This window comes from Enterococcus pallens ATCC BAA-351 (assembly GCF_000407485.1).
Classification (GTDB): Bacteria; Bacillota; Bacilli; order Lactobacillales; family Enterococcaceae; genus Enterococcus_A; species Enterococcus_A pallens.
Genome location: NZ_ASWD01000005.1, coordinates 328,963 through 354,993, shown reverse-complemented (window position 1 = coordinate 354,993; position 26,031 = coordinate 328,963). Strand labels below are relative to the sequence as shown.

At 38.2% G+C, this 26,031-nt stretch carries 20 protein-coding genes; 13 read left to right on the top strand and 7 right to left on the bottom strand.

What is annotated here, in order from left to right; all coding sequences use genetic code 11:
- The first annotated feature begins 12 nt into the window (after positions 1-12).
- The gene (gene ilvA, locus I588_RS21440) at positions 13-1,269 is read left to right on the top strand and encodes a threonine ammonia-lyase IlvA (protein WP_010758788.1); all 1,257 of its coding nucleotides are present in this window, start codon (positions 13-15) and stop codon (positions 1,267-1,269) included.
- Between the two features lie 77 nt (positions 1,270-1,346).
- On the opposite strand, the gene I588_RS21435 is transcribed toward ilvA, so the two are convergent.
- Genes I588_RS21435 through I588_RS21420 form a run of 4 tightly spaced genes read right to left on the bottom strand, consistent with a single transcriptional unit; the run spans position 1,347 to position 3,753 of the window.
- On the bottom strand, positions 1,347-2,105 hold the full coding sequence (locus tag I588_RS21435) for an ABC transporter permease (RefSeq protein ID WP_010758789.1): 759 nt from the start codon (positions 2,103-2,105) through the stop codon (positions 1,347-1,349).
- Entirely contained in the window at positions 2,086-2,739 is a 654-nt protein-coding gene (locus I588_RS21430; protein ID WP_010758790.1) for an ABC transporter ATP-binding protein, read from the bottom strand. Before I588_RS21430 ends, I588_RS21435 begins: the two co-directional genes overlap by 20 nt.
- A gap of 18 nt (positions 2,740-2,757) precedes the next feature.
- Entirely contained in the window at positions 2,758-3,012 is a 255-nt protein-coding gene (locus tag I588_RS21425) for a hypothetical protein (RefSeq protein ID WP_010758791.1), read from the bottom strand.
- A 15-nt stretch (positions 3,013-3,027) separates the two neighbouring features.
- Positions 3,028-3,753, bottom strand: a complete 726-nt coding sequence (locus I588_RS21420; protein ID WP_010758792.1) for a DNA alkylation repair protein — start codon at positions 3,751-3,753, stop codon at positions 3,028-3,030.
- 222 nt (positions 3,754-3,975) lie between these two features.
- Between I588_RS21420 and tuf the strand changes: the two genes are divergently transcribed.
- Both tuf and I588_RS21410 read left to right on the top strand, forming a co-directional pair.
- Entirely contained in the window at positions 3,976-5,163 is a 1,188-nt protein-coding gene (gene tuf, locus I588_RS21415) for an elongation factor Tu (RefSeq protein WP_010758793.1), read from the top strand.
- Between the two features lie 89 nt (positions 5,164-5,252).
- Entirely contained in the window at positions 5,253-6,290 is a 1,038-nt protein-coding gene (locus I588_RS21410) for a glycerol dehydrogenase (protein ID WP_010758794.1), read from the top strand.
- Between the two features lie 43 nt (positions 6,291-6,333).
- On the opposite strand, the gene I588_RS21405 is transcribed toward I588_RS21410, so the two are convergent.
- Positions 6,334-7,071 (bottom strand): amino acid ABC transporter ATP-binding protein, encoded by a 738-nt coding sequence (locus tag I588_RS21405; protein ID WP_010758795.1) that lies wholly within the window; start codon positions 7,069-7,071, stop codon positions 6,334-6,336.
- A 1-nt stretch (position 7,072) separates the two neighbouring features.
- The gene (locus tag I588_RS21400) at positions 7,073-9,235 is read right to left on the bottom strand and encodes an amino acid ABC transporter substrate-binding protein/permease (protein WP_010758796.1); all 2,163 of its coding nucleotides are present in this window, start codon (positions 9,233-9,235) and stop codon (positions 7,073-7,075) included.
- A gap of 257 nt (positions 9,236-9,492) precedes the next feature.
- Between I588_RS21400 and uvrB the strand changes: the two genes are divergently transcribed.
- The 7 genes from uvrB to whiA all read left to right on the top strand — a co-directional run bounded on the left by uvrB (position 9,493) and on the right by whiA (position 19,357).
- Positions 9,493-11,484, top strand: coding sequence for an excinuclease ABC subunit UvrB (uvrB, locus tag I588_RS21395; protein WP_010758797.1), 1,992 nt, complete (start codon positions 9,493-9,495; stop codon positions 11,482-11,484).
- A 32-nt stretch (positions 11,485-11,516) separates the two neighbouring features.
- Positions 11,517-14,345, top strand: coding sequence for an excinuclease ABC subunit UvrA (uvrA, locus tag I588_RS21390; protein ID WP_010758798.1), 2,829 nt, complete (start codon positions 11,517-11,519; stop codon positions 14,343-14,345).
- Between the two features lie 94 nt (positions 14,346-14,439).
- Positions 14,440-15,696 carry a carboxylate--amine ligase gene (locus I588_RS21385; protein WP_010758799.1) on the top strand — a complete coding sequence of 419 codons (1,257 nt, stop codon included), beginning with the start codon at positions 14,440-14,442 and terminating at the stop codon, positions 15,694-15,696.
- Between the two features lie 3 nt (positions 15,697-15,699).
- Positions 15,700-16,413, top strand: a complete 714-nt coding sequence (locus tag I588_RS21380) for an amino acid racemase (RefSeq protein ID WP_016250090.1) — start codon at positions 15,700-15,702, stop codon at positions 16,411-16,413.
- Between the two features lie 110 nt (positions 16,414-16,523).
- Positions 16,524-17,411, top strand: coding sequence for an RNase adapter RapZ (gene rapZ, locus I588_RS21375; protein ID WP_010758801.1), 888 nt, complete (start codon positions 16,524-16,526; stop codon positions 17,409-17,411).
- Positions 17,408-18,406 (top strand): gluconeogenesis factor YvcK family protein, encoded by a 999-nt coding sequence (locus I588_RS21370; RefSeq protein WP_010758802.1) that lies wholly within the window; start codon positions 17,408-17,410, stop codon positions 18,404-18,406. Before rapZ ends, I588_RS21370 begins: the two co-directional genes overlap by 4 nt.
- Positions 18,407-18,421: 15 nt before the next feature.
- Positions 18,422-19,357 carry a DNA-binding protein WhiA gene (gene whiA / locus I588_RS21365; RefSeq protein WP_010758803.1) on the top strand — a complete coding sequence of 312 codons (936 nt, stop codon included), beginning with the start codon at positions 18,422-18,424 and terminating at the stop codon, positions 19,355-19,357.
- 74 nt (positions 19,358-19,431) lie between these two features.
- Here the strand turns inward: whiA and I588_RS21360 are convergent, their stop codons facing one another.
- Positions 19,432-19,947 (bottom strand): thioredoxin domain-containing protein, encoded by a 516-nt coding sequence (locus I588_RS21360; RefSeq protein WP_010758804.1) that lies wholly within the window; start codon positions 19,945-19,947, stop codon positions 19,432-19,434.
- A gap of 158 nt (positions 19,948-20,105) precedes the next feature.
- Here I588_RS21360 and nifJ point away from each other — a divergent pair, with 158 nt between their 5' ends.
- From nifJ to I588_RS21345, 3 genes are all read left to right on the top strand, one after another.
- Entirely contained in the window at positions 20,106-23,777 is a 3,672-nt protein-coding gene (nifJ, locus tag I588_RS21355; protein WP_010758805.1) for a pyruvate:ferredoxin (flavodoxin) oxidoreductase, read from the top strand.
- Between the two features lie 270 nt (positions 23,778-24,047).
- Entirely contained in the window at positions 24,048-24,929 is an 882-nt protein-coding gene (gene cdaA / locus I588_RS21350) for a diadenylate cyclase CdaA (protein WP_010758806.1), read from the top strand.
- 3 nt (positions 24,930-24,932) lie between these two features.
- A complete protein-coding gene (locus I588_RS21345) occupies positions 24,933-26,021 on the top strand; it encodes a CdaR family protein (protein WP_010758807.1) in 1,089 nt (362 codons plus the stop codon).
- Positions 26,022-26,031: the final 10 nt, after the last annotated feature.

Genomic DNA, 26,031 nt, shown 5'->3' with positions numbered 1-26,031 from the left:
GGAGTGTGGAAGATGCAAATCGTCAAAGATAGTGATGTGCGGACTGCTTATCAATTATTAAAGAACTCAGTCACACACACCCCGCTCCAATATGATCGTTATTTGTCGGAAAAGTATCAAGCCAATGTGTTGTTTAAACGAGAAGACTTGCAAAAGGTTCGCTCGTTTAAACTTCGAGGGGCTTACTATGCAATAAAAAAACTATCAAAGGCTCAATTACAAAAAGGCGTAGTCTGTGCCAGTGCAGGCAATCATGCACAAGGAGTCGCTTATACTTGCCAGGAGTTGAATACACAGGCAGCTATTTTTATGCCGAGTACAACCCCGCAGCAAAAAGTGTCCCAGGTCCAGTTTTTTGGCGGCAATAATGCTGAGATATTCTTAGTTGGTGATACGTTTGATGCTTCTGCGGCAGCTGCGCGCAAGTACTGTGAAGAAAATGGAATGACCTTTATTGATCCTTTCAATGATCCCAATATCATTGCTGGTCAAGGAACCTTGGCGTTGGAAATGATGACCGATGCTGAGCGGGAAGGATTCAAGCCAGATTATGTCCTAGCTGCAATTGGTGGTGGGGGATTAATCAGTGGAGTCTCTTCTTATGTAAAAAATACATCACCAACTACTAAAGTTATTGGTGTAGAGCCGGCAGGTGCACCCTCTATGCAAGCGGCCTTTGATAATGAAGGACCAATTGAACTAGACGAAATTGATAAATTCGTCGATGGTGCAGCAGTTAAAAAAGTCGGGGAAATAACTTATTCCCATGCTAGCCAGTACGTAGATGGATTAATCACTGTTGAAGAAGGATTAGTGTGTTCGACAATTTTAGAAATGTATGGTAAGCAGGCAATTGTTGCTGAACCGGCGGGTGCTTTAAGTGTGGCTGCCTTGGAACCATTGAAAGATGAAATCAAGGGGAAAACAGTTATTTGCATTATTAGCGGCGGCAATAACGACATAAATCGGATGGCCGAAATTGAAGAACGTTCATTGATGTATGAAGGATTGAAGCATTATTTTGTAGTGAGCTTTCCACAGCGTCCAGGTGCATTGAAGGAATTTGTGACTGAGGTATTAGGCCCGGATGATGACATTACTCGGTTTGAATACACGAAAAAAATTAATCGTGGATCTGGACCGGTTATGTTAGGGATTTTACTAAAGCGCAAAGAGGATTTGCCAGCATTGTTGGAAAACCTCAAGCAATTTGATCCGAATTATATTGATTTAAGTGAGAATCAAACATTGTATGGTTTATTAGTTTAAAAAAAAAGGGTGCGATCGTAAAAAAATGATCGTAACCCTTTTTTTGTCTTGGCCATTTTATCTAGTTCTAGAATTTGTTAATCGACTAACTGGTGATGTTCGTTAAAATAGTTTTTATAAGCATTGTATCCGCCAATGATAGAACCTAAGCTGGTAGCAGAAAGCAGCATAAAAGTAACCATGATTTGATATTTGATAGCATGGACTGGGTCCAATCCAGCAAATATCAAACCCGACATCATGCCGGGTAAACTTACTAGTCCGACAGTCTTAGCAGAATCAACTGTTGGCTGCATTGCTGTTTTGATACTGTATTGAAGAATGGGTTTGGCTGCCAGTTTAACGGAAGCACCTAAAGCCAGCTTTTCTAAAACCTGTTGACGCTGATCGTGAAATTGAGTATTCAAATTACGGTAACACAAACCGATGGCTACCATTGAATTGCTGGCGATCATACCAGTGATGGGCACAATTTGTGAAGGAATAAATTGAATCGCTCCAGATAAAACTAAAACACCTAATGTAACATAGGTACTGATTAAAATCGCCAGTAACGAATGAATATATTTCTTGTATTGACTTGGATTACGTTTATGCGCGTTCCAAGCAGCATTAAAGACAATAAACAGACTCATAGCAGTAGTTAAAAAATTGTTGTTTACTTGAAAAATGTATTTTAAGACATAACCGACAATTACTAATTGAATAACTGCTCGAAAAATACTGTAGAAAATATCTTTTGACAAATCTAGCTTTTCTTTATAGCTGATCGCTACAGCAATCAGCACTAGACCAAAAGAAAGCACTAAAGACAAATTATTGACCGATAGATTCATTGCTTAAGCGTCCTCCTTTGATCCATTTAATAGAACTGGCTGACTTTATTTCAGCCTCATCATGCGTAACCTGAAGAATTGTTACCTGTTTTTGATGAATGTGCGTAATCAGTTGCTGGATAATCTCTTTGTTCTTTTCATCTAATCCGACAGTTACTTCATCTAATAATAAAATTTTTGGCAAAAATAGAATGTTGCGAATAAGGGCGACGCGTTGACGCTCACCACCTGATAATTGGGTGATGGGTTTATCAAGGTAAACACTTGGCAAATCAACCATTCGTAAATGCTCAAGAATTACTTTTTCGTCGGGTTTCTGTTCCCTTAATTGATAAGGAAAGACAAGATTATCACGGACACTATTACCAAAGAGGGTGGGTTGTTGGAAGCAATAAGAAACTTCTCTTCGATACTCCGTATAGGAATACTCCGTTTGGTTTTTGCCATTAAAAACAATTTCCCCAGAAGTAGGCGTAGCCAAAGAAGCAATCAACCGCAAGAGAGTGCTTTTTCCTCCACCGGACGGTCCGGATATGGTCAAAAAATCATTGGCTGCTACATCTAAACTAAGGTGATTGATAATCAATTGCTGATTGTTCTCATAACTAATGTTCTTTAATTCTAACAAAGGCATAAAAAGATTCCTCTCTGCTTATAATGGAACGATGACAAGTAATTCTGGATGGTCTACTACAATTAGCTGCTTTACCCGATGATTCAGATGAGTAACAAAGTGGCTTTCCGATTGGTAGCGATTTAAAAAGTATTCCTTAATTTGTTCATCTGACCATTGTCTTGCCGGAAAATGCCAGAATTTATCGCTATCCTTAACGAAGACAAAGCTGGAACTCCAAGCTTGTTTTATTTCAGCTGGAATTTGTTGAAATTCTTTCTCAAAAGAGTTCATTGTATTTTCCTCCTATTAAAACTCTGCTGATTGCGTGGTTTGTTTACCCATTTTTGATTTGTTAGAAATTAATCGAGAACGGCCTTCTGCTTTGACTAAGGTTTCTAATTCTTTCAAGGCGTCCTTAGCTATCCATTGTTTAGCTTTTGAATCCTCAGCCAATAAATCCCTAGCCGTTTCAATTGCCAGCTCTTTACTTGTTAGATCTTTTTTTCCTAGTTCCCGTAAGGACCAGGAAACGGCCTTCTTCACTAATAAACGATCATCTTCTGCATAAAGTTTAATCAGCTGCAGGTAGTTTTCGGTCTCACTTAAAGATAAATCAGCATGGGTTGAGGTACTAGCAATCAAGGTAAAGGCAGCTCGTTTTTTAAAAAGCTCCTCCGAAGTAATCCATTCACGAATAAATGCATCATAGTTTAGTTTGATAAGAATTGATTTACATAGAAGATCACAAAGATCCCAGGACTGTACCCCACCTATTAAAGCAATAATGTCTTTTTTTGTACAATCTTTTGGTTTCAAAGAAAGAACAGTTAATATTTTGCATTCGTGATAGCCAGTTTCCCACAATTGTAAAAGAAACTCCTTCTCTTTAGGCAACTGTCGTGCAAATTTCCTTAGCTCTGGAGTTGCTACACCAATTGTGTTGGCAGCTGGTATGCCTAATTTGATGATATTCTTTTTGTATTTATCCGATGAATGGTCATTTAAGTATTGAATAATTTCATTAATGCTCATAGTACACCTCTATTTTATTTACTATTATCCCTTAGTCTCGCATATTCGTCTATTGAAAATGCGAGACAAATTATTTTGACTTTGACCAATTTTGATGTATGATATGTTCACGGTTACTTACAATTAGTAAAAAGTGTAAATCTTTTCAATTTTTTGCGAAAAGCTTTATAATGGAGCCGTGAGTTCATAAGAGCTCAATTCATCTAGGAGGTTTGTATTATTATGGGAAAAGAACATTATGATAGAAGTAAACCACACGTTAATATTGGTACCATTGGACACGTTGACCATGGGAAAACAACATTAACGGCAGCAATCACAACGGTACTAGGCAAAAAAGGTCTTGCAAACCCTCAGGACTATGCAAGTATCGATGCTGCACCTGAAGAACGTGAACGTGGGATTACAATTAATACCGCTCACGTAGAATATGAAACTGAAAAACGCCACTATGCTCACATTGATGCGCCAGGACACGCGGATTATGTTAAAAATATGATCACCGGTGCTGCCCAAATGGATGGTGCAATTCTAGTTGTTTCTGCAACTGATGGTCCTATGCCACAAACACGTGAACATATTTTGTTATCACGTCAAGTTGGTGTCAAACACTTAATCGTCTTTTTGAATAAAGTTGATTTGGTTGATGATGAAGAATTGATTGATCTAGTTGAAATGGAAGTACGCGAATTATTATCTGAATATGGTTTTCCAGGCGATGATATTCCTGTCTTGAAAGGATCTGCTTTGAAAGCTTTAGAAGGCGATGCTGAACAAGAACAAGTAATCATGGACTTAATGGACACTGTGGATGAATACATTCCAACTCCAGAGCGTGACACAGATAAACCATTGTTACTGCCTGTGGAAGATGTCTTCTCAATTACTGGTCGTGGTACTGTTGCTTCTGGACGTATCGACCGTGGGAAAGTAAATGTCGGTGATGAAATTGAAATCGTGGGAATCAAACCTGAAACTCAAAAAGCCGTTGTTACTGGACTAGAAATGTTCCGTAAAACTTTGGATTATGGCGAAGCTGGAGACAACGTAGGAGTCTTACTACGTGGGATTACCCGTGACCAAATCGAGCGTGGACAAGTAATTGCTAAACCTGCATCAATTACACCACATACAAAATTCAAGGCTGAAGTATATGTTTTGACGAAAGAAGAAGGTGGCCGTCATACGCCATTCTTTAACAACTATCGTCCACAATTCTACTTCCGTACAACTGATGTGACAGGTAACATCGTTTTACCAGCTGATACTGAAATGGTAATGCCTGGTGATAATGTAACAATTGATGTTGACTTGATTCATCCAATTGCGGTAGAAAAAGGAACTACTTTCTCTATTCGTGAAGGTGGGCGTACAGTAGGTTCAGGTATCGTAACTGAAATTGCTCAATAATTTTAGAAAAGTGTCGCTTAGGCGGCACTTTTTTTCTTTTCTTCCTTGAAAAACTAAGCTATGATTAAATTAAAAAGTGAGGGGAAGAAATGGAAAGAATTTTTGTTAGCCCAGGAATGTATCTTCAAGGAGAAAGTATTTTAGATTCACATTTTGATAAGCTGTTGCAGTATGGCAAGCAAGGGATGATTGTTACAGATATGTTTGTTTATCAATTGATCGGTGAAGATCTGATTTATCGTATGTCTGAAAATGGCTATCATTTAACTGTTTGGTTAGTAGATGTGGGGGACCAGCCAGCTGTACCTGAAGAGATTGAATTTGTTTTAGCGCTGGGTGGTGGACGCGCAATTGATTTAGGTAAGTCAATTGCATTACATGAAAAGAAAGCCTGTATCGTTGTGCCAACTTCTGCAGCAACAGATGCACCAGCTTCTCGAATTTCAGTTGCCTATGATAAAAATGGTTATTTCCAAAAATATAACTATTTTTCAAAAGGACCAGATCTCATTTTTGTTGATACTGCTATTTTAGTCAATAGTCCAGTTCACTTTTTAGCTGCTGGAATCGCAGATGGTTTATCAACTTTTGTAGAGGCTCGAACTGTTTGGGAAAATCAAGGACTCAATACTTTAGGTAGTCATCCTACTTTAGCAGCACAAGTTTTGGCGGAAAAATGTCGAGAGGTGTTACTAGCTAATGGTGTGGCTGCCTTTGAGGCGAATAGAGAAAAACGTGTGACTCCAGAGTTTGAATCAGTGGTGGAAGCTAATACTTTACTAAGCGGTATTGGTTTTGAATCGGGAGGGTTAAGCATTGCCCATGCTTTACACAATGCTTTGACTAGCCGTTTTGGTAATGAGATCAAGGCTAGTCACGGGCAAATTATTGCTGTAACTACACTTATCCATTTGATGTCTGAAAATCGACCTGAGCTAAATGAATATCAAAGATTTTTCCAACAACTTTCTTTACCAGTGACTATTAAAAATTTAGGTATACAGCTAAATGATGCTGAAATTGAACATATTGTAGAGTTAGCTTTTGACAAAAATGATGGAATTGCTCGTAGCAAAGCGACTGTTACTAAATCTCAATTAATTGAAGCGATAAAAGCGTATAGATAAAAATGAAGTTGCCTCAGCATGCGAGGCAACTTCATTTTTAATATCAGATATTCAATACTTTATTTAAGAAGTCTTGTGTTCGCGGATTATGCGGATTGTTAAAGATTTGTTCTGGAGTACCATCTTCCAAAATCTTTCCACCATCAGTAAACATTACCCGATCGGCCACTTCTTTGGCAAAGCCCATCTCGTGGGTAACAATAACCATAGTCATTCCTTGATGTGCTAAATCTTTCATAACGTTCAATACATCCCCAACCATCTCAGGATCGAGCGCAGAGGTTGGTTCATCGAACAACATGATGTCAGGATTCATTGCTAAAGCTCGAGCAATGGCAACCCGTTGTTTCTGTCCGCCAGAAAGGCTATCAGGATAAACATCTTTCTTCTCAGCAAGTCCAACCCGTTCTAACAATTCAATTGCCCGTTCATTTGCTTTTTCTTTAGCTTCTCCTTTTAAATCTAAAGGGGCTAAAGTAATATTTTCCAATACAGTTAAATGAGGGAACAGATTAAAGTGTTGGAACACCATTCCAATATGCTGACGAACTAAATTGATATCTGTGTTCTTGTCAGTTAAATCTTGCCCATCAATAATGATTTGACCTTCAGTGGGTTCTTCTAATCGATTCATACAACGTAAAAAAGTAGATTTACCAGAACCTGAAGGACCGATGATGCAAACAACTTCACCTTCTTTTATAGTCACGTTAATGTCGTTCAAAACGGTGTTGTCGCCGAATTTTTTTACTAAATGATTAACAACAATTTTTTCACTCATCTTAATTCACCTTCTTATCTAAGCGATTTGCTAATTTAGTCAACAGCGTGATCAAGATTAAATACATGATTGCAATAATCAAGTAGACATAGGAGCTTTGAGTAGTACGGGCCACAATAATCTTTCCAGTTTGCAACAATTCGACCACGCCGATTGCTGAAATAATGGTAGTATCCTTCAAGCTGATAACAAACTGGTTGATGAAGGATGGAATCATTATCTTGATTGCTTGCGGTAAAATGATTTTTTGCATTGTTTTATTGTAAGATAAACCTAAACTGCGTGATGCCTCCATTTGTCCAATTGGTACAGCGTTGATTCCGCCGCGGACAATTTCAGCAATATAAGCACTTGCGTTTAAGGTTAAGGTGATGATACCAGCAAGAAAGTCAGGGATAGTAATTCCGGTCATACCTGGAAGGCCAAAGAAAATAAAGAAGGCCAATACCATCATAGGAATTCCACGAATTACATCAATGTAAATACCTGCAAACAAACGCAGTCCCTTAACTGGAGATACTCTGAATAGACCAAAGATTACACCTAAAACTAAGGCAAGAGCAAAGGAAACTAAAGCAAGAACGATAGTTTTCCATAGGCCTTCTAATAAAGCAGGATAGTTATTTTTTAACAGTCCACCAATTGTTGATTCATCAACACTATCGGTATTTTCAGAGGTGCTGCCATCGCCAATGTGTGTGCTAAGAATCTGGTCATATTCACCGGTACGTTGCATCTCTGCCAGCGCTTCATTAAACATTTCCAGTAACTCTGGATTCTGGCCCTTTTTAACAGCAAAACCGTATTCTCCACCAGATTCCCGCTCTATTGGGGTTTTCAAGTCCTGTCCTTGTTGCACTGCATAACCAATAACGGGATAATCATCCATCATTGCATCAATAGAACCCACTTTTAAAGCATCATATAATTGATCAGCTGCATCAAAGTTCTTAATGGTATACCCGTACTCGTCTTGGTGAGCTTTTAGAAAATCAGCACTTTCAGTACCAACCTTAGCACCCACTGTTTTTCCATCAAGATCTTTATACGCCTTAATATCATTGTTATCTTTTGCAACCGCTAATTGAATACCACTCTTGAAATATGGTTTAGAAAAATCGTAATTTTCTTTCCGCTCATCCGTGATAGTCATACCGGCGATCATACCGTCAGCCTGACCAGACTCTAACGCCTGCATAGCAGAAGAGAAGCCAATAAATTTGAATTGAAGGTTAAATCCCTGCATTTCCGCTGCTCGAGTTAACAAATCCACGTCAATACCTTTATACTTACCGTCACTGTCTTGGTATTCAAAAGGAGCGAAGGCAGAATCACTGGAAATAACATAAGTATCTTTTTTTGGTTCAATTTTTTTCATTTCTCCAGAAGGAGCAATAGTACCTGAGCCAGTAGAAATATATTTGCTGACAATTTCATCATAAGTACCATCAGCTTTTAAGTCCTTTAGCCCTTTATTAAATTTGTCCAGTAATTCTTTGTTCTGACCTTTTTTAACGGCAAAACCATAAGAACTACCAACCTCATAATCACCTATCATTTTGAAAGGCTGCCCATTATTTACGGCATAACCTAAAACTGGATAATCATCAAAGATAGCTTGAACGTTATTGTTGCTCAATGCATTATATAACGCATCAGCTGCTTCGTACTGCTTAATGCTATAACCATATTTGTCTTTATTTTCTTCTAAAAAAGTAGCACTTTCTGTCCCAATTTTAGCAGCAACTGTTTTTCCTTTTAAATCATCATAGCTTGTGATGTCGCTGTTATCTTTGTGAACAGCCATTTGAATTCCGCTGTCAAAGTATGGATCAGAAAAATCAAATGTTTTTTTTCGTTCATCTGTGATACTCATTCCAGCAATCATTCCGTCTAATTGATCAGACTGAACACCTTGTATCGAACTGTCAAAACCTAAAGGACGCAAATCAACTTTAAAACCTTGATCTTCCGCTATTTTATTGATTAAATCAACATCAATTCCGATGTAATTACCGTCCGAATCTTGAAATTCAAAGGGAGCGAAAGTTAGGTCAGTTCCTATCTTGTAGGTCGTCTCGGCATGACTTTTCTCACTGAAACCCAGCGTTATAATACTTGCCACCAACAGTATTAAGAATGATAAAAGTCTTCGTTTTTTCATAACAAACCTCCTATAGTTTTATCATTGATCTATTATATGTTAGACAGGCTAAAGAAAACAAGTGCTTCAAGCATTTGAATCAAAAAAAATAAAAAAATCCTAACATGAGATGTCACAAAAGTTAACACGACTTATTTTAAGGAAACTGTAAGAACACTATAAAATAAAGAAGAAAAAATGGCGAAAATATGTTCGGTGTGCTATAATTTGTGACTGAGAAATTCTTCTATGTATTGAAGAAAAAGGAGGACGTTTGTGTGATAGAAAGAGAAACGGGTAATACTTTTGACCTTCATTCCAATTATAAACCAGCTGGTGATCAGCCAACGGCTATTAGTCAATTATCAGAAGGAGTAGTAAATGGAAAAAAAGCACAAATTCTCTTGGGGGCGACGGGTACAGGTAAGACGTATACCATTTCTAACGTAATTAAGGAAGTAAACAAACCTACGTTAATTATCGCCCACAACAAAACATTGGCAGGACAATTGTATGGTGAGTTTAAAGAGTTTTTCCCCAACAATGCTGTTGAATATTTCGTAAGTTACTATGATTATTATCAACCTGAAGCCTATGTGCCATCTAGCGACACTTATATAGAAAAAGATTCCAGTATTAACGATGAGATAGACAAACTTCGTCACTCGGCAACAAGCGCTTTGCTTGAGCGAAATGACGTTATAGTTGTAGCATCTGTATCTTGTATTTTTGGCTTAGGATCTCCTAAGGAATATCAAGAACAGGTGGTTTCTTTGCGAGTTGGCATGGAGATGGACCGCAACCAATTGCTGCGCAATTTAATTGATATACAGTTTGAACGCAATGACATTGACTTTCAGCGAGGACGCTTTCGTGTTCGCGGAGATGTAGTTGAAATTTTTCCAGCTTCCCGTGATGAACGAGCTTTAAGGGTAGAATTTTTTGGCGATGAAATTGATCGTATTCGCGAAGTAGATGCCTTGACTGGCGAAGTTGTTGGAGAAACAGAGCATGTTGCTATTTTTCCAGCTACTCACTTTTTAACTAACGAACACAATTTAGAAATAGCTATTAGCGGCATCCAAAAAGAATTAGAGGATCGATTAGCAGTTTTGCGTAGTGAAAACAAGCTTTTGGAGGCACAACGCTTAGAGCAGCGTACAAACTATGATATTGAAATGTTGCGAGAAATGGGGTATACCTCAGGGATTGAAAACTATTCGCGACACATGGATGGTCGTAAAGAGGGTGAACCACCATTTACACTGATCGATTTCTTTCCAGATGATTTCTTGATGGTCATTGATGAATCTCATGTTACAATGCCGCAAGTTCGTGGAATGTACAATGGTGACCGTGCTAGAAAACAAATGCTGGTTGATTATGGGTTCCGTTTACCTTCAGCTTTAGACAACCGCCCTTTGCGACTAGAGGAATTTGAAGAGCGTGTTAATCAAATAGTTTATGTATCAGCTACTCCTGGTCCTTATGAAGATACTCAAACAGATACTATAGTTGAACAAATTATTCGACCAACAGGATTATTGGATCCAGTGATTGAAGTTCGTCCAATTATGGGGCAGATCGATGATCTAGTTGGTGAAATTAACGAACGTTCTGAAAGAAACGAGCGGGTGTTTGTCACAACCTTAACTAAGAAAATGTCTGAAGATTTGACAGATTACTTCAAAGAATTGGGCATAAAGGTCAAATACCTTCACAGTGATATCAAAACTCTAGAACGTACTGAAATCATTCGTGATTTACGTTTAGGCAAGTTTGATGTTTTAGTGGGGATTAATCTACTTCGAGAAGGCTTGGATGTTCCAGAAGTCTCCCTTGTAGCAATTTTAGATGCAGATAAAGAAGGATTCTTGCGAAGCGAACGTTCATTGGTACAGACAATCGGTCGGGCAGCGCGAAATTCTGAAGGTAAAGTAATTATGTATGCCGATAAGATTACTGATTCAATGCAGCGAGCAATGGATGAGACAGCTCGTCGTCGTGATATCCAACAGAAATATAATGAGGATCATGGCATTGTTCCAAAAACAATTATTAAAGAAATTCGCGATTTGATTGCTATCAGCAAAGTTGCCGAAGAAGTCGGAGCATATGATATTAGTTCTTATGATGAGATGTCTAAAGAAGAACGTAATTTGATGATTGAAAAATTAGAGGATGAAATGCGAGAAGCTGCAAAAACACTTGACTTCGAAACAGCTGCCACTTTGCGAGATACGATCCTAGAATTAAAAGCAGCAGAATAAAAAATGATATTTCATTTGTAAAGGAGAGAATTATGGCAAACGATAAAATAGTGATTCATGGTGCTAGAGCCCATAATTTGAAAGATATTGATGTCACGATCCCCCGTGACAAAATGGTTGTTGTCACGGGACTATCAGGTTCAGGAAAAAGTTCATTGGCATTCGATACGTTGTATGCGGAAGGACAACGTCGTTACGTAGAGAGTCTTTCTGCTTATGCTCGTCAATTTTTAGGACAGATGGATAAGCCGGATGTAGATAGTATTGATGGTCTTAGTCCAGCGATTTCAATTGATCAAAAAACAACTAGTAAAAATCCGCGATCAACTGTGGGGACGGTAACTGAAATCAATGATTACCTACGGTTACTTTATGCTCGCGTGGGACACCCTATTTGTCCTAACGATCATATCGAAATTACTTCACAGTCTGTAGAGCAAATGGTTGATAAGGTTTTAGAACTTCCAGAACGAACGAAAATTCAAATATTAGCTCCTGTTGTGGTTAAGAAAAAAGGTCAGCATAAAAAAATCTTTGAAATGATTCAGCGTGAAGGTTATGTAAGAATACGAGTTGATGACGAGGTATATGATGTATCCGAAGCACCTGAGTTAGAAAAAAATAAAAAGCATGATATTGCGATTATTATTGACCGGATCGTTGTGAAAGAGGGAATTCGGTCTCGTTTGTTTGATTCTTTTGAAGCTGCTTTACGTTTAGCAGATGGCTATGCTTTAGTTGATGTAATCGGCCAAGAAGAGATGCTATTTAGCGAACACTATGCTTGCCCATATTGCGGTTTTACAGTTGGCGAACTAGAACCTCGACTTTTTTCTTTTAATGCGCCATTTGGAGCCTGTCCAGAATGCGATGGATTAGGTGTGAAATTGGAGGTTGATCCAGAGCTAGTAATTCCTGATCAGACTAAGACGCTTAGAGAAGGAGCGCTCATACCTTGGAATCCAATTAGTTCTCAATACTATCCACAGATGCTGGAGCAAGCTTGTACAAGCTTTGGCATTGATATGGATACTCCCTTTGAGGATTTACCGAAGGAGCACCAAGATATTATTTTACACGGATCAAACGGTGAACATTTCCATTTTCACTATGAAAATGATTTTGGCGGAGTCCGTGATGTAGAAGTTCCTTTTGAAGGAATTTTGCCTAATATTGATCGTCGTTACCGAGAAACCAACAGTGATTTTACCCGTGAACAAATGCGCTTATATATGACTGAATTGACATGTCAGGCTTGTCATGGATTACGATTGAATCCTCAAGCGTTATCGGTGCAGGTCAATGGAACCAACATTGGTCAAGTTAGTGAAGATTCGATTAATCAAGCGTTGGAATTTTTTGATGGATTGAATCTAAGTGAGCAAGAAACGATGATTGCTCGTCCAATCCTAAAAGAGATTGGTGACCGTTTAACCTTTTTACAAAATGTTGGATTGGAATATTTAACCCTAAGTCGTGCTGCTGGAACGTTATCAGGTGGTGAAGCGCAACGAATTCGGTTGGCAACGCAGATTGGCTCTAACTTGTCAGGAGTACTGTATATTCTAGATGAACCTTCGATCGGTTTGCATCAGCGAGACAACGATCGCCTAATTCGGTCCTTGCAAAAAATGCGTGATTTAGGAAATACGTTAATTGTGGTTGAGCATGATGAAGATACTATGCGAGCAGCCGACTACCTAATTGATGTTGGCCCCGGAGCTGGTGATCAAGGTGGAGAGATTGTTGCAGCAGGAACACCTGATGAAGTTGCTGAAAATGAAAAGTCTTTAACTGGTCAATACCTGTCTGGTAAACGACAAATTCCAGTACCTAAAGAACGTCGTAAGGGCAATGGGAAGAATATAAAGGTTACTGGAGCAGCTGAGAACAACCTGAAGAATTTGGATGTTGAGTTTCCCTTAGGAAAATTTGTAGCTGTAACTGGAGTTTCTGGTTCTGGAAAATCAACTTTAGTTAATCAAATATTGAAAAAAGCGCTGGCTCAAAAGTTGAATCGAAATTCTAACAAACCAGGGAAATATAAGAAGATTACCGGTTATAAGAGTATCGAAAAACTGGTTGATATTGATCAGAGTCCAATTGGCCGAACACCAAGAAGTAACCCAGCAACTTATACTAGCGTATTTGATGATATTCGTGATTTGTTTGCTAAAACTAATGAAGCAAAGATTCGAGGGTATAAAAAGGGTCGCTTTAGCTTTAACGTTAAAGGTGGGCGTTGCGAAGCCTGTCGTGGAGATGGAATTATAAAAATTGAAATGCACTTCTTACCAGACGTTTATGTGCCTTGTGAAGTTTGTCATGGTAAGCGATACAATTCTGAAACCTTAGAAGTTCATTACAAAGGAAAAAATATCGCGGATATTTTGGAGATGACTGTTGAAGATGCAGTCGAATTCTTTAAGCATATTCCAAAAATCCATCGTAAGCTTCAAACAATTGTGGATGTTGGTTTAGGATATGTAACAATGGGACAACCAGCAACGACTTTATCTGGTGGGGAAGCTCAGCGGATGAAGCTGGCGAGTGAGCTGCACAAAAATTCAAATGGTAAGAATTTTTATATTTTGGATGAACCGACCACTGGTTTGCACACAGACGATATCGCTCGTTTATTGAAAGTTTTAGAGCGTTTTGTTGATGCAGGCAATACAGTGTTGGTAATTGAACATAATTTGGATGTAATTAAGTCTGCCGATTATGTTATTGATTTAGGTCCTGAAGGCGGCGACGGTGGTGGGACAATTCTAGCAACTGGAACACCAGAAGAAATTGCTGAAGTCCCTGAGAGCTACACTGGTCATTACTTGAAAAAAGCACTAGAAAGTGCCAAATAGTTATAAAGAAAAATGCAATTCAAAGACTTAGCTTTGCTTGCATTTTTCTTTATGGTATGATAATCAAGGATTAAGACGAGAAGGTGTAGTGTAGATGAATAAACAGCAAAAATTTGTACCGATTTTATTAGGCAGTGACATTAATGTGTATGGGATGGCTCGTTCTTTTCATGAGGCGTACGGGTTAGTTAGCGAGGCTTATGCTGGATTACAGCTGGCTCCTACTAAATATACAAAAATAGTAAATGTCCATACCATATCAGGATTTGACAAAGATCCCGTTTTTATTGAAGAAATGCGGAAATTAGGAAGAGAAAGATTTAATGATCCTAATACAAAATACTTGTTGATTGCTTGTGGTGATGGCTATGCTGAATTAGTTTCTTTGCATAAAAAAGAATTATCAGAATGGTTTATTTGCCCTTATGTTGATTTTGCTCTACTCGAGCGTTTAATTAGCAAGGTCAGCTTTTATGACATCTGTGAAGAGTATCAATTGCCATATCCTAAAACGTTGATTATTAGAGAAAACATGTTGGAAAATGGACAGCTGAATCAGGAATTGCCTTTTTCATTTCCTGTAGCCCTGAAACCTGCAAATAGTGTAGAATGGCTGTCTGTAGATTTTGAAGGACGTAAAAAAGCGTTTATTCTTGATACGCGGGAAGAATTCGATACAATTTTGGCTCGTATTTATCAAGCAGGCTATACTAGTGAGATGATTGCACAAGACTTTATTCCAGGTGACGATAGTAATATGCGTGTTTTGAATGCGTACGTTGATCAGCAGCATCAGGTTCGAATGATGTGTCTAGGTCATCCGCTTTTAGAAGATCCTTCCCCTGAAGCTATTGGCAACTACGTAGCAATCATGCCTGAATACAACGAAAAGATCTATCAAACGATAAAAGCATTTTTAGAAAAAATTTCTTATACCGGATTTGCCAATTTCGACATGAAGTATGATCCTCGTGATGGGGAGTATAAGTTGTTTGAAATTAATCTTCGTCAAGGTCGCAGCAGTTTCTTTGTTACTTTGAACGGATTGAATCTGGCTAAATTTGTTACAGAAGATCGTGTTTTTGAAATACCTTTTGCTGAAACAGTTTATGGAAAAGCTCAAGAAGATACTGCCATGCTTTGGATGGGAGTACCAAAGGAAGTCTTCGTCAAATTTGCTCGAGAAAATGAAGATAAACAGCGGGCACTTCAACTTATTGAAAAAGATAAGTGGGGAACGACAGTTTTTTATAATAAAGATATGTCTCCGCTGCGCTGGATATTGATGAAATACATGTTCAGTAAATACAAAGGACGGTTCGAGATGTTCTTTAAAGAGAAAGAAGGGTAAAGTTTGGAAAACTTCTTTAGCATTTTAGGTGGGATGGGCACTATGGCAACAGAAAGCTTTGTCCGATTGATTAATCATCGAATTATAGCACATAAGGATCAGGATTATTTAAATTATATTTTGTTCAATCATGCTACCGTTCCCGATAGGACAGATTACATCTTAGATCATAATGCTGAAAATCCACTGCCATTTCTGCTGGATGATATTGAAAAACAAAATTTGCTAAAGCCCAATTTTATTGTATTGACTTGCAATACTGCTCATTACTTTTTTGATATCATTCAGGGAGCTACCGAAATCCCAGTTTTGCACATGCCGCGAGAGGCTGCAAAAAAATTAAAGCAGACAAATCCTAATGGAGGAAAAGTCGCTTTTTTGGGAACCGAAGGAAGTGTAAAAGCAGGTATTTATCAAGCTGAAATTGAAAAGCAGGGATTTGAGGCTGTAATTCCGAACAAAGAACTACAAACGAAAGTGAATAATCTAATCTATCGAGATGTAAAGGAAAATGACTACATCAATACAGAGCTTTATTTGGAAATTTTAACTGATGCTTATAATGGATTAGAGTGCCAAAATGTAGTTTTAGGCTGTACGGAGTTATCCTTAGTGCAGGAAAATATTGTAGAAAATCCCTATCCTGTGATTGATGCTCAATCAATTTTAGCTGATCGAACAATTGAATTAGCTTTGAAAAGCAGATCTTCTGAATAAAGGAGATCTGTTTTTTCGTTTTTACTTTTTAAAGTAATTTAATAGTTAAATGTGTAGTAAAGACACGCCCGGAATGATACAATGTACAGGATGGAAAGGAGTGACACCAAATGACAGATAGTTTACATTTAGTGGTCATTACTGGAATGAGTGGTGCAGGCAAGACTGTGGCTATTCAAAGTTTTGAAGATATGGGGTATTTTTGTGTAGATAATATGCCTCCAGGATTAATCCCTAAATTTTGGGAGCTGATTCGCGAATCAGGAAAAGTAACAAAAATTGCATTAGTAGTGGATTTGCGTTCACGAGCATTTTTTGAAGAAATTCAAAATATGTTGGTTGAAATTGATAATACTGGTTTCATAGATACTAGTTTGCTGTTTTTAGACGCCTCTGATGAGGAATTGGTTTCTCGATACAAGGAAACCAGACGGACTCATCCGATGGCGATGGATGGATTGGTAACTGAGGGGATTCGCAAAGAGCGGGCAATCTTAGAAGATTTGAAAACACGAGCGACATTAGTGATCGATACAACCAATTTGACACCGCGTCAGTTGAGAGAAAAAATTAATTATGAATTCAAGCAGACGGATGACCTAGGCTTTCATGTTGAAATGCTTTCCTTTGGTTTTAAATATGGTCTGCCAATTGATGCTGATATTGTTATGGATGTGCGTTTTTTACCTAACCCACATTATATTCCAGAATTACGACCTAAAACCGGTTTAGACAAAGAAGTTTACGATTATGTGATGTCCTTCCCTGAGACAGATGAGTTTTACAATGATTTCGTAACCTTGCTTAAAAATATTTTGCCAGGATATGTTAAGGAAGGAAAAAGTTCGCTTACAATTGCCATTGGATGTACTGGAGGGCAACATCGTTCCGTAGCTTTAAGTGAAAGGGTTGGAAAAGCCTTAAAAGAGTTAGAATACCGAGTAAATATTACACACCGTGATAAAGATAAACGGAAAGAGACGGTGAATCGTTCATGAGAATGAAGACTTACCGGATACGTAAACCTAAAATTGTCGTTATCGGCGGAGGGACAGGTTTACCAGTTATCTTGAAGAGTTTACGTAATCAAAGTGCTGATATTACAGCTGTGGTTACGGTAGCTGATGATGGTGGAAGCAGTGGGGAACTAAGAAATTCGGTTGATATGGCTCCACCGGGGGATTTAAGAAATGTTTTGGCTGCGTTATCGGATATGCCGAGATTATATGAGGATCTTTTTCAGTATCGATTTAAAAAGGAAGATAAATTTCTTGCAAATCACACAATCGGTAATTTAATCATTGCGGCACTCTCTGAAATGCGCGGAAGTACTTATGAAGCAATTCAGTTGTTGTCGCACATGATGCATGTAGATGGACACATATTTCCATCATCTGAAAAACCTTTAGTTTTACATGCGGAATTTGAGGATGGTACGACTGTTGCAGGTGAATCGAAAATCGCATTGGATCGTAAGATTATTAAAAGGGTTTATGTAACAGGGCATGACAATGATCAGGATGTTCATGCTGCTCGAAAGGTAGTTCAAACTATAAAAAATGCAGATATGGTAGTTTTAGGTCCTGGATCTTTATTTACTAGCATTTTGCCTAACTTGGTTATCAGCGAGATTGGTGAGGCTGTTCGGACAACAAGCGCAGAAGTTGTTTATATTTGTAATATCATGACACAAAAGGGTGAAACTGAACATTTTAGTGACGCTGATCATGTAAGAGTTCTTCATCAACATTTGAACGACAAATTTGTTGATACTGTTCTGGTAAATACCGAAAAGGTGCCGGAAGATTATATGGATCCGGAAATTTATGATGAATACTTAGTTCAAGTAACCCACGATTTCAATGGGTTAAGAGAAGAAGGCTGCCGCGTAGTTTCTACGGACTTTTTAAAATTACGCGATGGTGGTGTATTTCATGATGGAGATAAAGTAGTAGACGAGTTATTTCGAATTGTTTTCGGTGCAAAAATTTAGTAGGGGGCTTGAATGATGTCATTTGCGGCAGAAGTAAAAAAAGAGCTCACTGGATTAGCCGTACAAAAAGAATTAGCCAAAGCTGAGTTAGCCGCTTTAATTCGTATGAATGGTTCACTTAGTCTGAGTAATCACCAGTTTGTATTAAATGTGCAAACGGAAAATGCTGCTATTGCACGCAGGCTCTTTACTTTATTGAAGGAGCATTACGGTGTACGCAGCGAATTGCTGGTTCGTCGAAAAATGAAGCTAAAGAAAAATAATGTGTACATTGTGCGTCTAAAACAAGAAACTCAAAGTATCTTGTTGGACTTGAATATTATGGATGGAATGATGTTTCAATCGCACATCTCGGAGGAGCTAAAATCTGAAGATGGGAAAGTGCGAGCTTATCTGAGAGGAGCTTTTCTCGCTTCTGGCTCAGTTAATAATCCTGAAACAAGTCGTTATCATTTAGAAATATCTTCCATTTATGAAGAGCATAACCAAGATATTTGTGATCTCTTGAATCAATTTGATTTAAACGCAAGAACCTTAGCGCGTAGAAATGGATACATTACTTATTTAAAAGGTGCGGAAAAAATTGCAGATTTTTTGATTTTAATTGGTGCAACTAATTCAATGTTAAAATTTGAAGATGTTCGTATTGTTCGGGACATGCGAAATTCTGTAAATCGTTTAGTTAATTGCGAGACAGCCAATATGAATAAGACAATTGACGCTGCTTCAAAACAAATTGAAAATATCCGTTTTATTGAATCGACTGTCGGCCTGCAATCCCTGCCAGAAAAATTACAGGAAATAGCTGAGTTACGAATGCAGCATCCAGAGGTTAGTTTAAAGGAATTAGGTGAGATGATTCCATCAGGAGCAATTTCAAAGTCAGGTATTAATCATCGTATTCGTAAAATCAATGATTTTGCTGAAGAATTAAAGCGAAAAAGCGTGTAAAAGCGTTAGTGGCAAAGAGCACAGCTCTCAGCCACCAACGCTTTTTTATTAAGTATTGTTGGTTTGCGCCTGACTTACAAAGATAAGTATTCTTTTAACTCATCTTGTGTTACAGATTCATTGAAAATAAAATCATCGACTAAAATCGTCGGAACAAACTTGATGTTTGCTTGATCTGCTTCATTCCGTATTTCTTGTTGCAGATTTTGATTAGGTTGTTGTTCTAACTGTAAAGTCTTTTCAGCATAATTGGCAACTTGTTCCAAGCTAAGCTCTTTCCAATTCTCTTGAGAGGCATAAACTTGTTGAATTTGTTGAAGTGCCTTTTCAGAATCATCGCTAATGTATTCATGCATGATATTGCCTCTTTGCAAGCTCTCTTTATCCTTATCTAACAATTTAATAATCCGTTGAACTTTACCTTCAATCACTGCTTTGGTTAGCAATTCTTGAGAGTCTTCAAACCACTGTTTACAAAAGGGGCAGCGAAGGTTCATGAATTCAATGATTTTTTTAGGCGCTTGGTTAGATCCAATTTTAATTCCATTCAAATCATTGACAAATTCAGGCTTAATTACTGAGATATCCATGGGGTAATCCCTCCTTTTTATCTAGTGTACAAGAAAAATCCAAGAATACAAAATAAATAAATTCTTTTTTACTTAATTTGACGAAAAGCAGCATTTAAAAAGAATGTGACTTAGTTTATAATAGTACCATTGTGAAAGTTACACTTAGGAGGAAGACTATGCGAAAAACGAAAACAATGGATGGAAATACAGCTGCAGCTTACATATCTTATGCATTTACTGAACTAGCAGCTATTTATCCAATCACGCCAAGTTCAACGATGGCTGAGCTTGTAGATCAATGGGCATCCCAAGGAAAGAAAAATATCTTTGGACAACCTGTTAATATAACTGAAATGCAATCCGAGGCTGGAGCAGCAGGGGTTGTTCATGGAGCTTTAAAAACAGGAGCCTTAACGACCACGTATACTGCATCACAAGGCTTGCTCTTAATGATTCCAAATATGTATAAAATTGCAGCAGAATTACTGCCAACAGTTTTTCATGTGGCTAGTAGGGCAATTACCACAAATGCTTTAAATATTTTTGGGGACCACGGCGATGTTATGGCTGCACGTCAAACTGGATTTGCTATGCTTCAAGAAAGCAGCGTGCAAGAAGTAATGGACCTTTCAGCAGTAGCCCATTTAGCTACAATCGAAGCAAGTGTTCCATTTATAAACTTCTTTGACGGGTTTAGAACCAGTCACGAAATTCAAAAAATTGAAGTACTTGAGTACGAAGAGCTCAAACCATTGATTAATCAAAGCAAATTGGCGGAATTTCGCAAGCGAAGTATGAATCCAAATCATCCGACAATCAGTGGTACCAATCAGAATTCTGATATTCATTTTCAACAAAGGGAAACAGTCAATTCTTACTATCAAGTTTTACCAGCAATTGTTCAAAAGTACATGCGTGCAGTCAACGAATTGCGAGGAACAGACTATGATTTGGTAAATTATTATGGTGATGAGAATGCAGAGGAAGTTATTATCACGATGGGATCTGTAGCTCAGACGATTGAACAAACGGTCGATTATTTAAACAAACAGGGACGTAAGGTTGGCTTTTTAAATATTCACTTATATCGTCCGTTTCCAGTTGAGAATCTGCTGGAGAAATTACCAAAGTCGGTTAAGAGTATTGCAGTACTTGATCGTTCAAAAGAGCCTGGAGCCGATGGGGAACCATTGCTATTAGATGTACAAAGTGCGATGTATGATACAGACAACCGACCAATGATCATTGGTGGTCGTTATGGATTAGGCTCAAAAGATGTGACTCCAGATCAAATTATAGCTGTTTATAATGAGTTGTTGAAACCGAAGTCTATTGCTAAATCCCGTTTTACAATTGGTATTGTTGACGATGTTACTCACTTATCATTAGATACATCCGAGGTCATCGATTTAACCAATCCGGCTACTTTTCAAGCAAAATTCTGGGGATTTGGATCAGACGGGACCGTGGGAGCTAATAAATCAGCGATTAAAATAATCGGTGACAATACGGATAAATATGTTCAAGGCTATTTTTATTACGATTCGAAAAAATCCGGGGGCTTGACTGTGTCCCACTTGCGTTTTGGGGATACGCCAATTCGCTCTACCTATTTAGTAGAAAGTGCTGATTTTGTTGCCTGCCACACCCCAGCCTATATTCACAATTATAATTTGTTGAAGGGGCTGAAACCTGGTGGAACTTTCTTATTAAATACAACTTGGAATGATCAACAAATTAATCAATTGCTTCCCGCACGTTTGAAACGTTACATTGCTGAAAATGATATTAAGTTTTATACCATCAACGCGGCAAAATTAGCTATGGAAGTTGGCTTGGGGCAGCGAATTAATACAGTTATGCAAACCGCCTTTTTTAAGTTGACAGGGATCATTCCGTTTGATGAAGTTTTAGGAATTTTAAAAGAAGAGGCTGATCGTAGTTATCGCCGTAAATCTGTTGAAATTGTTGAAAAAAATATTGCAGCAATGGATCGTACAGTTGAACTATTGCATCGCTTTGAGGTGCCAACAGAATGGCGTCTTGCGGAACCTCCTGTCAAGGCTCGACTAAAGGATGTCCCTCGGTATGTAGAAGAAATTTTAGAACCAGTAAATGCTTTAGAAGGTGACGGGCTTTCTGTGGGAACGCTGATAAGAAACGGAATGACCACAGGTACAATTCCTGTAGGCACAACGACTTATGAGAAACGAGGAGTAGCTTTAGAAGTTCCTGAATGGATTAACGATCGTTGTACAATGTGTAATGAATGTTCCTTTGTTTGCCCTCATGCGGCGATTCGTCCTTTCTTAGCTGATGATGATGAGATGCAAGAGGCACCTGAAGGATATATTGTACGCGAGATGCGTGGCGCTGACGGGTTAAAATATCGAATTCAAGTATCTATTGAGGATTGTACTGGGTGTGGCTTGTGTGTAGAAGCTTGTCCTGCTAAAGGCAAGGCGCTGGTTATGAAACCTTACCAGGAACAAAAAGAACAAGCTGTAAATTGGGCTTTTGCTATGACTTTAAAGCAAAAAGAAAATCCTGCTAAACCAAATACTGTATTAGGTAGTCAGTTTAATCAACCGTTGATGGAATTTTCTAGTGCTTGCGCTGGATGTGGGGAAACACCTTATGTTAAGCTGCTAACACAAATGTATGGGGATCGCATGATGATTGCTAACGCTACTGGATGTTCTTCTATCTGGGGAGCGGCAGCACCAGTAAGTCCTTATACTACAAATTCACAAGGGCAGGGGCCTGCTTGGTCTAATTCGCTGTTTGAAGACAACGCTGAATTTGGTTATGGCATGTTACTAGCTAATCAGACACGTCGTCAAGAACTGGCTTTCAGAATGACGCAAGTTCTTGAAGAGGTTTCGACTGAATTGAAAGCTTTAATGGAAGACTGGATGAATCATTTACACAATTCTGAAGGAACTCAACAACGGGCAGCAAAATTAAAAGCTGCCTTGGAAGCTGAGAAGGCTGATAATGCACGCTTGGAAAATATTTATGCGGATCACGATTTATTTGTTAAAACCAGCCAATGGATTTTTGGCGGTGATGGTTGGGCCTATGATATCGGCTTTGGCGGGATTGATCATGTATTAGCCAGTGGTGCTGACGTAAATATTTTAGTAATGGATAATGAAGTTTATTCAAATACTGGTGGACAAACTTCTAAAGCAACGCCTGCTTCAGCAATTGCTAAATTCTCAGCTAACGGTAAATATGTATCGAAAAAAGACCTAGGCATGATTGCTATGACCTATGGAAATGTATATGTTGCTCAGATCGCTTCTGGGGCAAATCAAAAGCAAACAATTAAGGCTTTAGAGGAGGCAGAAAAATTCCCGGGACCTTCTTTGATCATTGCTTACACACCTTGTATCAATCACGGTCTACGTGGTGGTATGGGTAAGAGTCTTCAGGAAGCAAAGGATGCTGTAAATTCAGGTTATTGGTCACTCTATCGCTACAATCCCTTAGCAAAAGAAGTAGGTAAAAACCCGATGTCTTTAGATTTTAAGCGACCAAACTTCAATCAAATGATTGATTTTATGAAAAATCAAGTGCGTTTTTCCGCGCTTCAGTCTATTCAACCAGAATTTGCTGAACGTTTATACGCTAAGACAGTAGAAGATGCGAAAACACGTTTCTTTAATTATGCGAGAATTGCTGGTCAAGAAGAAAAATTGCGAGCAAGAATTGAGGGAATTAAGGATGATAATCCAGAAAAACTAAAGCGTGAACGTTCAGAAAGAAAAGCAGATCCAGAGGCAGAGGCACGTCGAGTTGCTAGAAGGGCTGCAAGGGCAGAAAAACGCCAAAATAAAGAGTGATTTTTTGAATCCTCAGAACAGCTCTTGTTCTGAGGATTCTTTTGTATTTGCAAGTGTAGGGTGATGTAAGCGAGAAATTAGCCAATTATTGAACATTAATGTCTATTAGGATGTTGTGCGAGCAATAAACAATCTCTTTTTTTAGGTATTTAAAATGAATTCACAAAAAGAAGGTATAATTATCTTCTTAATGAAACAGTTAAGCTATATCTGTTTTTTGTTTTCTTATGGTATACTTGTAGAGAAACTGTATAGAAAGAGAGGTTGCCTATGCCTAGTCGTTTAAGTGAATTATTTAATTCTGATTATTGGCTGAGCTTCTTTTCTGAGAATCTTTCAACTTGGGACATTATCGCGAATCTTCTAGATATTGTTGTTGTCTGGTTTCTAATCTATAAGTTGTTTCAGTTAGTTCGAGGGACCAAAGCGGTACAGCTAATTAAGGGTGTCGCAGTATTTATTGGAATTCGTATTTTAGCTGAATACACGGGTCTGCATACTTTGTCTTGGTTGATGAATCAAGTAATTACCTACGGTGTAATTGCTGGTGTAGTCATCTTTCAACCAGAGGTTCGCAGAGGATTGGAACACTTGGGAAGAAGCTCATTTTTTAAACCCACTAAAAAAGAAGAGCATGAAGATGAGAAGATGATTTTGGCGTTCGACAAGGCGATCCAATACATGTCTAGACGGAAAATAGGTGCTTTAATTACTATTCAACGCAACACGGGTTTAGATGAATACATCGAAACTGGTATTCCGTTGGACGCTGATATCACTGGGGAATTACTAATCAATATTTTCATCCCTAACACACCGTTGCATGACGGAGCGGTGATTGTAAAAAATGGTAAATTAGCAGTAGCCTCAGCCTATCTTCCTTTGTCTGACAGTATGCTGATACCAAAAGAGTTTGGAACTCGCCATCGAGCAGCTGTTGGTATTAGCGAGGTTAGTGATGCGCTGACTATCATCGTTTCTGAAGAAACTGGTGGGGTTAGTCTAACTTTTAACACTGATTTCTTACATGATTTGAATCAGGAGGAATACTTGGCAATCATGCGCAGAGAATTGATTTCAGATGAAAAAGATCGTGGCAAAAAGAATCTATTGCAAGCCTTTATTGATGGCGTCAGTAAAGGAGGCAAATAATAGATGATGATAAAGTTTAAAAAATCTAATTTGCCTTATTTATTGATTTCTCTGTTATTTAGTTTGATGCTGTTTTTTAACGTTAACAGTCAAAATGTCAGTCAGTTTTTTTCAACAAATTCAACTTATCAAGAGGCTTTACAAAATGTGCCTGTAACTTTGGAATATGACTCAGATGAATATTTTGTTCATGGATTTGATACAACAGTTTCTGTACGATTGAGTAGTGCTAATCGAATACAGCTAGATCGAGAAGCAGATGAAGATACTCGAACATTCAGCGTCGTAGCAGATCTTAATGGATTAAGCACAGGTACGCATGAGGTGAAATTACAAACTCGTAATTTACAAAGTTCTATTTATCCCTCTATAGAACCCCAAACCATTTCTGTTACGATTGAGAAAAAGCAAACAAAAACTTTTGATGTCACACCTGTCATTAATAATGGGACTGAAGAGGATGGTTTAGAGGTGGATAGTTTAATCTCTGATCCTGGTACGGTTGAAATTACTACTGGTGAAGAAACGATGAAACAAGTTAGTCAAGTGATTGCAAGTGTAGATGCTTCACAACTAGTTGGTGAGGAAGATACTGTAAGAACGCAGGTTCAAGCACTTAACGCTAATGGAGAAGCCTTGCCAATTCAAGCAAATCCACAAACAGTAACGGTATCTTTTCAAATAGAACGTTTAAGTAAGCAAGTATCATTAATACCTAAACAGGAGGGAACGGTACCGTCAAACATTCAACGATATAATATTGAACTTGATCAAACAAATGCTACCATTCGCGGTACCAGCGCGGCAATTAGTGGAATTGATACGATTGAAGTGCCTATAAATATTTCAAACATTACTGAACCGGTTAGCCGGCAAGTTGATATCCCTGTTGATACAGGAATAGAGGTTAATCCAGTAGCTACTACTGCCAGAATTACGCCTGTTTTACGTGGTTCTGATTCTAGTAGTACTGAAGAATCCAGCACAACGACAAGTCAGACCACTTCAAGCAGTACAAATAATAAGAATACTTCAACTACTACTGAAGGAACATCTGAGAGTAGTGAATCGACAATCGCTTCAACAAATTAGAAGATGAAGA

Excerpts from the sequence above, each read along its gene's own strand:
- rapZ (WP_010758801.1), top strand. The coding sequence starts at position 16,524 with ATGACAGATAGTTTACATTTAGTGGTCATTACTGGAATGAGTGGTGCA.
- whiA (WP_010758803.1), top strand. The coding sequence starts at position 18,422 with ATGTCATTTGCGGCAGAAGTAAAAAAAGAGCTCACTGGATTAGCCGTA.
- I588_RS21405 (WP_010758795.1), bottom strand. The coding sequence starts at position 7,071 with ATGAGTGAAAAAATTGTTGTTAATCATTTAGTAAAAAAATTCGGCGAC.
- uvrA (WP_010758798.1), top strand. The coding sequence starts at position 11,517 with ATGGCAAACGATAAAATAGTGATTCATGGTGCTAGAGCCCATAATTTG.
- I588_RS21430 (WP_010758790.1), bottom strand. The coding sequence starts at position 2,739 with ATGCCTTTGTTAGAATTAAAGAACATTAGTTATGAGAACAATCAGCAA.
- I588_RS21360 (WP_010758804.1), bottom strand. The coding sequence starts at position 19,947 with ATGGATATCTCAGTAATTAAGCCTGAATTTGTCAATGATTTGAATGGA.
- I588_RS21400 (WP_010758796.1), bottom strand. The coding sequence starts at position 9,235 with ATGAAAAAACGAAGACTTTTATCATTCTTAATACTGTTGGTGGCAAGT.
- I588_RS21435 (WP_010758789.1), bottom strand. The coding sequence starts at position 2,105 with ATGAATCTATCGGTCAATAATTTGTCTTTAGTGCTTTCTTTTGGTCTA.
- I588_RS21385 (WP_010758799.1), top strand. The coding sequence starts at position 14,440 with ATGAATAAACAGCAAAAATTTGTACCGATTTTATTAGGCAGTGACATT.
- I588_RS21410 (WP_010758794.1), top strand. The coding sequence starts at position 5,253 with ATGGAAAGAATTTTTGTTAGCCCAGGAATGTATCTTCAAGGAGAAAGT.
- I588_RS21370 (WP_010758802.1), top strand. The coding sequence starts at position 17,408 with ATGAGAATGAAGACTTACCGGATACGTAAACCTAAAATTGTCGTTATC.
- cdaA (WP_010758806.1), top strand. The coding sequence starts at position 24,048 with ATGCCTAGTCGTTTAAGTGAATTATTTAATTCTGATTATTGGCTGAGC.
- ilvA (WP_010758788.1), top strand. The coding sequence starts at position 13 with ATGCAAATCGTCAAAGATAGTGATGTGCGGACTGCTTATCAATTATTA.
- tuf (WP_010758793.1), top strand. The coding sequence starts at position 3,976 with ATGGGAAAAGAACATTATGATAGAAGTAAACCACACGTTAATATTGGT.
- I588_RS21425 (WP_010758791.1), bottom strand. The coding sequence starts at position 3,012 with ATGAACTCTTTTGAGAAAGAATTTCAACAAATTCCAGCTGAAATAAAA.
- I588_RS21420 (WP_010758792.1), bottom strand. The coding sequence starts at position 3,753 with ATGAGCATTAATGAAATTATTCAATACTTAAATGACCATTCATCGGAT.
- nifJ (WP_010758805.1), top strand. The coding sequence starts at position 20,106 with ATGCGAAAAACGAAAACAATGGATGGAAATACAGCTGCAGCTTACATA.
- I588_RS21345 (WP_010758807.1), top strand. The coding sequence starts at position 24,933 with ATGATGATAAAGTTTAAAAAATCTAATTTGCCTTATTTATTGATTTCT.